General features: G+C 42.3%; 12 protein-coding genes and 1 pseudogene. All 13 read left to right on the plus strand.

Translation table 11 applies throughout. The features are described from left to right. Positions 1-114: 114 nt before the first annotated feature. Positions 115-2,775, plus strand: coding sequence for a magnesium-translocating P-type ATPase (gene mgtA / locus HMPREF1125_RS11520; protein ID WP_000858847.1), 2,661 nt, complete (start codon positions 115-117; stop codon positions 2,773-2,775). Between the two features lie 134 nt (positions 2,776-2,909). Continuing rightward, complete coding sequence (gene spx, locus HMPREF1125_RS11525) at positions 2,910-3,308, plus strand: transcriptional regulator Spx (protein ID WP_000591165.1); 399 nt, start codon at positions 2,910-2,912, stop codon at positions 3,306-3,308. Positions 3,309-3,374: 66 nt separating this feature from the next. Then, positions 3,375-3,944 carry an SP0191 family lipoprotein gene (locus tag HMPREF1125_RS11530; protein WP_000734682.1) on the plus strand — a complete coding sequence of 190 codons (570 nt, stop codon included), beginning with the start codon at positions 3,375-3,377 and terminating at the stop codon, positions 3,942-3,944. Positions 3,945-4,030: 86 nt separating this feature from the next. Then, the gene (locus HMPREF1125_RS11535) at positions 4,031-4,297 is read left to right on the plus strand and encodes an IreB family regulatory phosphoprotein (RefSeq protein ID WP_000507060.1); all 267 of its coding nucleotides are present in this window, start codon (positions 4,031-4,033) and stop codon (positions 4,295-4,297) included. Between the two features lie 3 nt (positions 4,298-4,300). Further along, entirely contained in the window at positions 4,301-4,720 is a 420-nt protein-coding gene (ruvX, locus tag HMPREF1125_RS11540; protein WP_002876031.1) for a Holliday junction resolvase RuvX, read from the plus strand. Between the two features lie 15 nt (positions 4,721-4,735). Next, the gene (locus HMPREF1125_RS11545; RefSeq protein ID WP_000017624.1) at positions 4,736-5,041 is read left to right on the plus strand and encodes a DUF1292 domain-containing protein; all 306 of its coding nucleotides are present in this window, start codon (positions 4,736-4,738) and stop codon (positions 5,039-5,041) included. Positions 5,042-5,297: 256 nt separating this feature from the next. After that, a complete protein-coding gene (locus HMPREF1125_RS11550) occupies positions 5,298-6,548 on the plus strand; it encodes a bifunctional folylpolyglutamate synthase/dihydrofolate synthase (RefSeq protein ID WP_000464348.1) in 1,251 nt (416 codons plus the stop codon). Positions 6,549-6,636: 88 nt separating this feature from the next. Continuing rightward, positions 6,637-7,092, plus strand: a pseudogene (locus HMPREF1125_RS11555) (SP_0198 family lipoprotein). A 185-nt stretch (positions 7,093-7,277) separates the two neighbouring features. Beyond that, positions 7,278-8,429: an iron-containing alcohol dehydrogenase gene (locus HMPREF1125_RS11560; protein ID WP_000190389.1), complete on the plus strand. Its 1,152-nt coding sequence runs from the start codon at positions 7,278-7,280 to the stop codon at positions 8,427-8,429. 104 nt (positions 8,430-8,533) lie between these two features. Then, positions 8,534-9,802 (plus strand): glycosyltransferase, encoded by a 1,269-nt coding sequence (locus tag HMPREF1125_RS11565; protein ID WP_025172370.1) that lies wholly within the window; start codon positions 8,534-8,536, stop codon positions 9,800-9,802. Between the two features lie 3 nt (positions 9,803-9,805). Continuing rightward, the gene (locus tag HMPREF1125_RS11570; RefSeq protein WP_000757301.1) at positions 9,806-10,786 is read left to right on the plus strand and encodes an NAD-dependent epimerase/dehydratase family protein; all 981 of its coding nucleotides are present in this window, start codon (positions 9,806-9,808) and stop codon (positions 10,784-10,786) included. Next, on the plus strand, positions 10,761-11,576 hold the full coding sequence (locus HMPREF1125_RS11575; protein ID WP_000034636.1) for an MBL fold metallo-hydrolase: 816 nt from the start codon (positions 10,761-10,763) through the stop codon (positions 11,574-11,576). The genes HMPREF1125_RS11570 and HMPREF1125_RS11575 overlap by 26 nt, the downstream gene beginning before the upstream one ends. Then, a complete protein-coding gene (locus HMPREF1125_RS11580; protein ID WP_000724363.1) occupies positions 11,554-12,816 on the plus strand; it encodes a F390 synthetase-related protein in 1,263 nt (420 codons plus the stop codon). The genes HMPREF1125_RS11575 and HMPREF1125_RS11580 overlap by 23 nt, the downstream gene beginning before the upstream one ends. The last annotated feature ends 13 nt before the right edge of the window (positions 12,817-12,829 follow it).

Consider the following 12,829-nt stretch of genomic DNA (forward strand, 5'->3'; position numbering starts at 1 on the left):
CGACCACCCAGAACCGCACATACACAGCCAATCGCTGATTTGTGTCGTTCTGCCCTTATAAAGTGATTGGTCTCTGTGTATGAAACACATCATTCATACAGATAGGAGAAACCAATGAAAACTACAAAAGAAAGATTAGCAGCAGCTATTTATACACCTTTAAACGAAACTCTATCTTTTTACAAGACAAGTCTAACAGGCTTAACTGAGGAACAGATAGAAAAGAATCGTGATTTATATGGTGAAAACACCATCACCAAGGGTCAAGAAGACAGTATCCTCAAAAAGATTTACGAATCTATTATCAATCCATTTACAATCATCCTTCTTGTCATCGCTATGATCTCCATGGTGACCAACGTCTGGTTGGCGAAGCCTGGGCAAGAAGATCCGACGACCTCTATCATCATTGTCGTTCTCGTTTTAATCTCTGGTGGCATTCGCTTTGTCCAAGAACTGCGAAGTGACAAAGCTGCGACCAATCTTTCAAAAATGATTGTGAATACAGCCACGGTTATTCGCGAAGGCCAGAGTTTAGAGGTCGCGATTGAGGATTTGGTCGTTGGAGATATAGTCAAATTGAGTGCTGGAGATATGATTCCGGCAGACCTCCTTTTGATTGAATCACGTGATTTTTTTGTTCAACAGTCTGGCTTGACAGGTGAAAGTGATTCAGTTGAAAAATTGGCTTTGTCAAAAATGAGTCAGTCAAATTTTGATAGTCTGCTAGAAGCAGAAGCGCTCGCCTTCATGGGAACCAACGTGATATCAGGAAGCGCCAAGGCTTTGATTCTAGCGGTCGGTGATGACACCATGATGGGGGAAATAGAGCAGACTCTCAATACTTATGACGAGCCCACCTCTTTCGAACGGGATATGAGCAGTATCTCTTGGCTCTTAATCCGTTTGATGTTGGTCATGGTTCCCATCGTATTTCTTTCCAATGGCTTGACGGATGGAGATTGGTTAGAGGCTGGCGTATTTGCTTTGAGCGTAGGAGTCGGGCTTACACCTGAGATGCTTCCCATGATCATCACGGCCAGTCTAGCAAAAGGCTCCATTATCATGGCCAAGGAAAAAGTCGTCATTAAAAAACTCAATGCCATACAAGATCTAGGTGCTATTGATATCCTGTGTACGGATAAAACTGGAACCCTTACCCAAGACGAAATTGTTCTTGAATATCCTTTGGATATACATGGAGATTTGGATTTGTCTGTGTTGAGACGAGCCTATCTCAATTCCTATTTTCAAACCGGTTTGAAAAACTTGATGGACCGTGCCATTATCAGTAGAACTGAAAAAGAAGCTAAAGAACACGCTATTCTACAAAATTTGGATACTAGCTTCCAAAAAATAGATGAATTGCCCTTTGATTTTGAACGTAGACGGATGAGTGTCATCGTCAAGGATGAAAACGAAGTTGTTAGTTTGGTAACCAAGGGTGCCCTAGAGGAAATGCTTGCGATTTCAACCCATGTGGAATATCAAGATCAGATTAGCCCTCTGACGGATGATATCCGAGTGGAAATCTTAAAAGAAGTGGACCAACTCAATCAACAGGGCTTACGAGTCTTGGGAGTCGCCTATAAAACAGGCTTAAAGGAAGGTTTTGCTTACTCTGTTGAAGATGAAAAGGAGATGATTCTAACAGGATATCTTGCCTTCCTAGATCCACCAAAACCATCTGCAGCCCCTGCTATCCAAGCTTTATTAGAGTATGGTGTTCAAACCAAGATCTTGACTGGGGATAATGAGAAGGTAACCCAAGCAGTATGCGAAAAAGTTGGTTTAGACGTTGATCAAATCTTGTTGGGTTCTGATATTGATGCCATGACGGACGAAGAGTTGTCCCAAGCAGTTGAGAAGGTGACGGTCTTTGCCAAACTCTCTCCGGATCAAAAAGCACGAATCATTTTACAAATTAAATCTAATGGATACTGTGTCGGCTATATGGGAGATGGGATCAATGATGCCCCTTCTATGAAAGTAGCAGATGTGGGGATTTCTGTTGATACAGCAGTAGATATTGCCAAAGAGACAGCTGATGTCATTTTGCTGGATAAGGATTTGATGGTGCTTGAAAAAGGTCTGGTTGAAGGACGCAAAGTCTATGCCAATATGACCAAATATATCAAGATGACGGTCAGCTCTAATTTCGGGAATATTCTTTCACTCTTAGTGTCTGGTATCTTTTTACCTTTCCTCCCTATGGCTCCGATTCACTTGATTGTGTTAAACCTAGTCTATGACCTTTCTTGCATCGCCTTGCCATTTGATAATGTGGATGAAGACTTTTTGAAGCATCCTCATAAGTGGGAGGCTAAGTCTATTACTCGCTTTATGATTTGGATGGGTCCGATTTCTTCTGCCTTTGATATTTTGACCTTTATCTTGCTCTATTTTGTCATTGTCCCAATGACGACAGGTCATGCTTATGTTCACGGAGCAGAGTCTGCAACGGGCTTTATCATCCTGTTCCAGACAGGTTGGTTCATTGAATCCATGTGGTCCCAAACCATGGTCATCCATATGCTTCGTTCAGCAAAACTCCCTTTCTTACAAAGCCGTCCGTCATGGTTGGTTCTTGGGACAACCTTGCTAGCAGCTAGTTTTGTGACCTTCCTTCCCTATTCTGCAATTGCTAACCTCCTTCGTTTAACCCCTTTGAAACCAATTTATTTCCTCTTTTTGCTTTTGATAATTATTCTTTATATGATAAGTGTTACAATTGTAAAACGAATCTATATCAAAAAATTTAGAAGTTGGTTATAAATTAAATTTGTCAAGAAAAAAGTACGAAAATCGCGAAAAAAGTTAAATTTTTTTAAAAATAGGTCGCAAGTCGGATGCTTTTTATGGTATAATAGACTAAACTGATAGTAACATGTAGCGAAAGGGGTAGGTACATGATCAAAATTTATACAGTCTCAAGTTGTACTAGCTGTAAAAAAGCGAAAACCTGGCTCAATGCCCACCAGTTAAGTTATAAAGAACAAAATCTCGGTAAAGAAGGAATTACAAGAGAAGAGTTATTAGATATTCTCACGAAAACAGATAATGGAATTGCCAGTATCGTTTCGTCAAAAAACCGCTACGCTAAGGCACTTGGAGTTGACATCGAGGATTTGAGTGTCAATGAAGTGCTCAACTTAATCATGGAAACACCACGGATCTTAAAGAGTCCGATTCTCGTTGACGAGAAGCGCCTGCAAGTCGGCTATAAAGAAGATGATATCCGTGCCTTCTTGCCACGCTCTGTCCGTAATGTAGAAAATGCAGAAGCACGTCTACGTGCAGCTCTATAAAACATCAAGGCTGGGAGTGACTCCTGGCCTTGTTTGCTCTTTTGTTTTGAAATCATGTGAGGAATTATGAAAAAGTTACTAATTGCTAGTTTTGCTATTCTCTTTTTGCTTGCGGGATGTGGGCAAAAAAAGGAAACCCCTGCTGCTTCCACAACAGCATCTGACCCCATCCAATCAAACCTTCCCGTTTTGGACAATGCCGAAAAGAATACGGTTGTCACCAAGACCTTGTTGATGCCGAAGTCAGAAAATGGAACGCAGCAGATTCAGACCATTACCTATAAAGGCAATCAATTTTTGACCTTGACCATTCAGCAAAAACGACCTGTCGGGGATGAACTCAAGAACTTTATCTCTGAAAATGGGCTAGAGGAGACGAAAAAAGCGCTTCAAGAAGCTGAAGAGAAGGATGAGACCATCCAAGAGGCACGTAAACTAGCAGGATTTACACTGGAAACCAAGCTACTCAGCGAGACAGAAATCCAGACTACAACGACTTATGATTTTCAAGTATTGGATGTCAAAAAGGCATCTCAGATGGAATATTTAAAAAATATCGGTCTTGAAAATCTCTTAAAAAACGAACCTAGCCAATATATTGCAGATAGAGTGGCAAATGGGGCGACAGAACAATAGAAAATCCAAATTAATAGACTGACTTATTTGTAGAACGTCAGGGAATGTGCTATAATAGTACTATTCTAAGGAAAGAGGGTGTTAGAATGGGATTTACTGAAGAAACTGTACGGTTTAAATTGGATGATTCCAATAAGAAAGAGATTAGCGAGACGTTGACAGATGTCTATGCTTCTTTGAATGAAAAGGGTTATAATCCGATAAATCAAATCGTCGGTTATGTATTGAGTGGAGACCCTGCCTATGTTCCTCGTTACAACAATGCACGAAATCAAATCCGTAAGTATGAGCGCGATGAAATTGTTGAAGAATTGGTACGCTACTACCTTAAAGGACAAGGAGTCGATCTATAATCTATGAGAATTATGGGATTGGACGTCGGTTCAAAAACAGTGGGTGTTGCCATTAGCGATCCCCTAGGCTTCACTGCTCAAGGCCTTGAAATCATCCAGATCAATGAGGATCAGGGCCAGTTCGGTTTTGACCGTATCAAGGAATTGGTTGACAGCTATAAGGTGGAGCGCTTTGTAGTAGGTCTGCCCAAAAACATGAACAATACCAGCGGTCCGCGAGTAGAAGCCAGTCAAGCCTATGGTGCGAAGCTAGAAGAACTCTTTGGTTTGCCAGTAGACTATCAGGATGAGCGTTTGACAACGGTCGCTGCGGAGCGTATGTTGATTGAACAAGCAGATATTAGCCGCAACAAGCGCAAGAAAGTTATTGATAAGTTGGCTGCTCAGCTGATTTTGCAAAATTATTTAGATAGAAAATTTTAAGACAGAGGAGAAACTATGTCACACGATCACAACCATGACCACGAAGAACGCGAATTGATTACACTTGTTGATGAACAAGGAAATGAAACCTTGTTTGAAATTCTTTTGACCATCGACGGGAAAGAGGAATTTGGTAAGAACTATGTTCTGCTTGTACCAGTTAACGCAGAAGAAGATGAAAATGGTGAAGTTGAAATCCAAGCTTACTCATTCATCGAAAACGAAGACGGAACAGAAGGCGAATTACAACCAATCCCAGAAGACTCAGAAGACGAATGGAACATGATTGAAGAAGTCTTCAACAGCTTTATGGAGGAGTAAAAATGTTCAGTGAACATTTTTACCCTTACGCTAAAAATAAAGACCGTAAGTAAGTCCGGGGGGACGTTTTTAGCCCAACTCCTGAAAATTAGAAGAGTTGGAACATCCAGTGGACGTTTTTACCCCACGTTGAAATTCATAGTAGCTAGTGATTAGCTAACCAGGTAAGAGGTCGGGATTTTAGTCCCGACCTCGCTTTTATTTGTAATCATACTTTGATGTGGTGGTTGATTGGACTTTTGTTAAGGAGACATGTATGTTTGAAGTAGAAGAATGGCTTCATAGTCGGATTGGTTTAAACTTTAGATCTGGTCTTGGACGAATGCAGCGAGCTGTGGATTTGTTGGGGAATCCTGAGAAGACTTATCCCATTATCCACGTAACAGGGACTAACGGTAAAGGGTCAACTATTGCCTTTATGAGGGAGTTGTTTGTCGTCCATGGTAAAAAAGTTGGTACTTTTACCTCTCCTCATATCATTAGTATCCATGATCGAATCTGTATCAATGGACAACCGATCGCAGATGAAGACTTTATCCGTATAGCTAACCAAGTCAAGGAGATGGAGAAAACTCTTTTAGAAACACATGACCACTTGTCTTTCTTTGAGTTGTTGACCCTGATTGCCTTGCTTTACTTTAAAGAGCAGGAAGTGGATCTGGTTCTTCTAGAAGTGGGGATTGGTGGTCTGCTTGACACGACTAATGTCGTAACAGGCGAGATTGCAGTTATTACTTCGATTGGTCTAGATCATCAGGAGACCTTGGGCGATAGTCTGGAGGAAATAGCAGATCAGAAAGCTGGTATTTTCAAGTCTGGCAAGAAGGCGGTCATTGCTAAGCTTTCTCCAGAAGCAGAGCTTGTCTGCCAAAGTAAAGCGAGAGAGTTAGATGTAGACCTTTATCAAACCGGGCAAGACTTCACCTTAAATGCGGGAGATTTTTCAAGTAAGCTAGCAAGTTTTTCACGGCTTGAAATCAGTTTGGAAGGTGCTTATCAGCAAGAAAATGCCGCCTTGGCTTTACAAACTTTTCTTCTGTTTATGGCATCAGGAGGTGAAAGGGTCGAAGAAGAGCTTGTCAGACAGGCCTTGAAAGAGACCCTCTGGGCCGGTCGATTGGAACGGATTCGTCCGCATATCTACCTAGACGGGGCTCACAATCTTCCAGCTTTAAGTCGTTTAGTTGAGTTTATTCAGGAAAAAATTCAGCAAGGCTTCCAAGTTCAAATCCTTTTTGGCGCCCTTAAACGTAAGGATTATCAAGGGATGCTAGGTTATTTAACAGATGCTTTGCCAGAGGCGGAAGTCAAGGTGACTGGCTTTGATTACCAAGGCTCTTTAGAAGAAAGCGATGTTTCTGGTTATAAACTTGTTGACTCTTATCGTGATTTTATCAGCGAATTTGAAGAAAATGCCAATGATCAGGACCTGCTTTTCGTGACGGGCTCCCTCTACTTTATCTCGGAAGTGCGAGCGGGTTTGGTGGGAAAGCGTGAGATTAGTTGACCTTCTAGGTTTAAGTTGCTATACTGGGGATAGGAAAACTTGAAAACGATTTCAGAAACAACATTAGCACAAAAGAAAGGAAGTCGCTATGAAAACGAAGACATTCACACTTTCTATTGCTTCTTTAGCAATTCTTAGTCTTTTAGCAGCTTGTGGACCTAAGGCACAAGCCTATACCCAGCAATCTGCTCAGTAATCATCTACTCAACAAGAATCATCTTCTAGCACTGTTACAAGTGCTAGTCAACCACAGGCATCCTCAAGTCAGGACACTACTGTAGCTCAACCTACGAACATCGATGGTACCTATACTGGAAAAGATGAGAATGACCAAATCACTCTTGTTGTAACAGGTAAAACTGGTAGATGGACTGAGGTCGAGCCAGATGGAGATAAGGAAATCCAGCAAGTCACCTTTGAGCCAGAAAATCAACGTGTCATTATCGGTGATGATGTCAAAATTTACACGGTTAATGGTAATCAATTGATTATCGATGATATGGATCGAGAGCCATCTGACCGAGTGGTATTAACTAAGCAATAATCATTCAGTAAAAGTTCCAATGAGATAAAATCCATCTTTTTGGAGCTTTTTTGTTTAAAAACGTGACCAGTAGTTCTTTACTATTTTTTTATTTAAAGCGCTTACAAATATTTGTAAAATGAAGGGTAAGGTCGTATACTTAAGGTAAATAATCAAATAGCGCAAAGGCGCAGGAGGAAAAACATATGGCTACATTTTACGTTCCGGCAGTTAACCTTATTGGTAAAGGTGTTGTAAATGAAGTAGGTCCGTATATCAAGGAACTGGGGTATAAAAAGGCTCTTTTGGTGACAGACAAGTTCATCGAAGGTAGTGATATTTTACCCAAAGTCCTAAAACCGTTAGATGCTGAAGGGATCGAATATGTGATCTTTAGCGATGTGGAGCCAAATCCGACTTGCAAGAACGTCACAGACGGAGTGGCTGCTTTGAAAGAGCATGATTGTGACTTCATCATCAGTCTTGGTGGTGGGTCTCCACAGGATGCAGCTAGTTGTATCTCAATCATCGCTACAAATGGTGGAAAACCACAGGACTACGAAGGTCTCCACAAGTCTGCTAAAAAAGGCTTGCCAGTGGTTGCGATCAATACAACAGCTGGAACTTCAGCAGAAATCACCATCAACTATGTCATTACTGACGAAGAACGCAAGGTCAAGATGGTAATGGTTGATAAGAACAGCTTAGCCCTCATCTCTGTCAATGATCCAGAACTCATGCTTTCAAAACCTCAAGCGCTTACAGCAGCGACAGGTATGGATGCTCTTACCCACGCTGTCGAAGCCTTGGTAACACCGGGTGCTTATGATGTGACCAAGAAACTCTCTATCGGAGCTATTGAACTCATCAAGGAGTATCTTCCTCGTGCTGTGGCAAATGGCCATGATATTGAAGCGCGTGAGGGTATGGTCAATGCTATCTTCCTCGGTGGTATGAGCTTTAACAATGCTGGTTTGGGCTACGTTCACTCTATGGCTCACCAACTCGGTGCAGTATATAACTTGCCACATGGTGTCTGCTGTGCCATGCTTCTCCCAGTTGTAGAACGTGAAAATGCCAAGCGTGTACCAGAAGCGTTCCGCAATGTAGCTAAGGCTTTGGGTCTCCATGTTAAAGGGAAAACAGACCAAGAATGTGCTGCCTACGCTATCGCTGAAATTGAAAAACTGTCTGAAACAGTAGGTATTCCGAAGAAACTCACTGAACTCGGTATCCAAGAAAAAGACTTTGATTTTGACTACCTTTCTAAGAATGCTTTGATTGATGCCTGTGCGCCAGGCAATCCATTTATGCCAACTTTAGAAGAAACCATTGCTCTCTACAAAGAACTCTTCTAAAAATCAAGTAGCGTGGAAGCGACTTATTCCTCAAAATATAAATAATATTGGAAAGAACTATCATTATGGTAGTTCTTTTTTTAAAAATTTGCTATCCTAGACATATGAGAAAAATCAAAATTGATGTGGTTGTAGTTCCCTTGAGTGGACATCTCTTCCCAACTCTTAATTTACTTGCACCTTTGTTGAAGGATCCCTTGTATGAGATTCGATTATTTACAGGACCGCAACGAAAAAATGTAGCAGAGGAGATGGGATTCCGGGTGATTCCCATTTTAGAAAATTGTGTAGATGAGTTTGAGCGTGTAGCCAACAATGAAGGGCAGTTAAATCTTATTTCTGCTTATCGACAGTTGTCAGCTAGTCTTGATTTGATCAATGTGGTTTCAGATCAATTAATGCAAGAGTGGCAGGAAAATCGACCTGATATTGTGATTGCGGATTTTATAACCCTCTCTGGAGGACTTGTAGCGGAACAGTTGAATATTCCCTGGATTACCACGATGGCGACACAGTTTGCCATTGAAACGACAGATGGACCGCCTTGTTTCTTTGGAGGAATGGGCAGCCCAAAAACATCTTTCCAATCTGCTCAGCAATGGCTAGGAAGAAAAGAGACTCGTTTAGGGAAACGAATCGTAAGCTTTTTATTGAGAGAACGATTGAAACGTTACGATTTTAAGCTCTACAATCAGAAAGGTCAGGAAACCATTTATTCACCCTATTCCATCTTGGGAATTGGGATGAAAGAGTTGGAGCTGAAAAGTGGTTTTCCAGAGCACTACCTTTGGGTGGGACCTTTTGGCTCTTCGATTGAGAGGGTAGAAAATTATCCCCTCGATTTGGCTCCTTATGCAGGGTATAAGAAGGTCCTTGTATCCTGCGGCACTCAGCTAGCATGGGCCAAAGACAATCTCCTCTATCAGACACAACAATTGGCTAAAGCCCATCCGGACTGTCACTTCTTTGTAACTTTGGGGTTTGGCGGACAAGACTTCCAATGTGAGGAGCTCATGGACAATGTTTCTGTGGTATCCTATCTTCCCTATAAGGAATACATTCCCCAGATGGACTATGTGATTCATCATGGCGGTGCGGGCATTTTTTACCAATGTATTATCTATGACAAGCCTGCCTTGATTCTCCCCCATGACTATGATCAGTATGACTATGCGATTCGTGGCTTAGAGGCAGGGATTGCTTTGACCGCTAAACGAGAGGATACGGAAGCGATTGGGCGAGCTTTTGATGAATTATTGGCTCGGGAGAACTGGCCAGATTTGAAGAACCTCAGTCGTGCAGCTCAAATCTATCAGCCAACAGAGATTCTGAAGAGCGAAATACATCGGCTCTTAGGGGACAAGGAGAAGTAAAAAATGAAGAAAGTATTGGTAACAGGTGCTACGGGCTTTCTAGGCAAGTATGTTGTTGAAGAGCTCAGTCAGCAGGGCTATCAGGTACGCGCTTTTGGACGCAATCCCAAGGCAGGTCAGTCTTTGGAAAATTCCTTAGTAACATTTTTTCAGGGAGATTTGACCAAGCAAGAGGATTTGGCTCAGGCTTGTCAGGGGATGGACATGGTTGTGCATGCGGGTGCTCTTTCTACCGTTTGGGGACCTTGGGTGGATTTCTACCAGACAAATGTCTTAGGGACCAAGTATGTTTTAGAGGCTTGTCAGGAGACTGGTATCCAACGCTTGGTTTACGTATCCTCACCTAGCATCTATGCTGCGCCTCGAGACCAGCTAGCTATCAAAGAAGGCGAAGCTCCGCAGGAAAACAAGCTTAACAACTATATCCGTAGTAAACTAGCTTCGGAGAAGCTGTTTGAGGATTATCCCGATGTTCCGAGTATTATCTTACGACCTCGTGGACTTTTTGGGATTGGGGATACCAGTATTTTGCCCCGAGTTCTCAAACTCAGTCAGAAGATTGGCATTCCCTTGATAGGGGACGGTCGTCAGCTCATGGATATGACCTGTGTGGAAAATGTCGCTCTGGCAATTCGCTTGGCACTAGAGGCCCCTCAAGCTAGTGGCGAAGTTTATAATATTACCAATGGGGAACCAAGAGCCTTTAAGGATTTGATAGAAGAAACCTTAAGAGGGTTGGGCTATCCAATAACATACAGAAAAGTGCCAGCTCCTCTTCTTTCAGTTATTGCCAGTAGTTTAGAGTTTCTATATAGGGTCTTGAAACTCAAAGGTGAACCGGCTCTGACACGCTATACCTATTATCTGCTCCGTTATAGCCAGACGTTGGACATCAGCAAGGCGGAGCGAGACTTGGGGTATCGCCCTCAAATCAGTATTTCGGAAGGGATTGAACAATATGTCCAAGATTATCGAAAGTATTGATTATTTCTCAGCAGGCTACTGTACCAGCTACACAGGTTTACTATTTAAGGGAATCAAGAATCAAAAGATGACCTTTCCAGCAGGTGTTTTTCTTATCAAACACAGGGACAAGGGCTATCTCCTCTATGACACAGGCTATCATTACGATATTAAGACCCGGCTTCGCTATGGTTTCTATCGGCTAGGAACGCCTGTTCAGATGACGGAAAAAGATCAGATTTCATACTTATTGAAGGCAAAAGGAATCAAACCAGAAGAGATTACCTATGTCATGTTGTCTCATCTCCATCCAGACCATTTAGGAGGGGCTAGTTTTTTCCCGAACGCTCAATTTATCCTGACTCAAGAGGTTTTTGAAGTTTACCAGAAACCCAAGCTTAAGGATTTGGTCTTTAAAGAGTTTTTACCAGCTGATTTTGAGAAAAGACTGACCGTTATCAAGGCAAATCAGCGCTATTCAAATTTTCCCTATGGTCCGATTTGTGACCTCTTTGGAGATGGCAGTATCCTAGTAGCATCAGTAGATGGACATGCCAAGGGGCAAGCCTGTCTCTTTATTCCTGAACATGAGCTTCTCATTGCAGCAGACCTCTGTTGGGGAATTGACCTCTTGCCTTACACCAAACAGATGCACCTGATTCCTTCCTTGGTTCAAGATAACAAGGTGGACTATATCAAGGGGACAGAGTTCTTAGAAAATGTTCTAAGAGATGGTATCGAGGTACTGGTCAGCCATGACCCTGTAGAAAGGATTGAGCGAATTTTGTATGAAAAAAATAACCTTTCTTAAAATTTTTATCCAAACGCGTTGGCTACATAACTTCAAATCTCGAGAAGCCTTAGAAAACTATCAGAAAAAGCAATTATCTGCCTATATGAACTTTTTAAAGCGAGAGTCGCCCTACTTTAAAAATGGGGTTCCTAGCGATTTTGACCATATGGACAAGGCTTTTATGATGAGCTATTTCAATGAACTCAATACCCAAGGAGTGGATCGAGATGAAGCGCTAGCTCTAGCCATCGAAAGTGAAAAGACTCGTGATTTCACTGAACTTAAAGGTGAAGTAGCTGTCGGTCTATCTTCGGGGACATCTGGGCATCGGGGGCTCTTTATCACGACCGAGAAAGAGCGCAGTATGTGGGCAGCAGCTATTTTGGCAAAGATGTTGCCCAAGGGTCAGCTGTTTGGCCACCGCATCGCCTTTTTCCTAAGAGCTGACAATGAACTCTATCAGACCATCAATACAGCGCTCATTCGCTTAGAGTACTTTGATATTTTCAAAAATACGGATGACCATATCGGGCGTCTCAATAGCTACCAACCGACCATTGTGGTGGCGCCTGCTTCTATGTTGCTCGAGTTGAGCAAACGACTAAAGGCTGGAGAGTTAGCCATTCACCCACAAAAAATCGTCTCTGTGGCGGAAATCTTGGAAGATAAGGATGGGGAACGGATCGCAGAAGCCTTTTCACTATCCATCATTGACCAAGTTTATCAGGCGACAGAAGGTTTCCTAGCATGCACTTGCTCAGCTGGCAATTTGCATCTCAACGAAGACATTATCTTTGTAGAAAAGCAGTATCTAGATGACAGCCGTTTTTATCCAGTGATTACGGACTTTAAACGAAGTAGTCAGCCTGTTTATCGCTACCAGCTCAATGATATCTTGGTTGAAAATCCGGAGCCTTGTCCCTGTGGCTCCTGCTATATACGGATTGACAAGGTCGAAGGACGTTCTGATGATATCTTCTACTTTGAAGGGCAGAATGGGGGGCAGGTAACGATCTATCCAGACTTTATCAGACGTTGCATCCTCTTTGTGGAGAATGTGGGAGATTACCAAGTTAAGCAACATTCCGAGAAATTAGTGGAAGTTTGCCTAAGCCAACGAGATGAGGACGTAGAGACAGCGATTTTAGCACAGTTCCAACTCTTGGCCCAGCAAAAAGAGTTCATAGTTCCTCAAATCCAATTTTCAGATTATCACTGGGATACTAGCCGTAAACTCAAACGAATCCAACGTTTATGAAAGGATAATAGAC

It is taken from the genome of Streptococcus oralis SK304 (assembly GCF_000287715.1).
Classification (GTDB): Bacteria; Bacillota; Bacilli; order Lactobacillales; family Streptococcaceae; genus Streptococcus; species Streptococcus oralis_Y.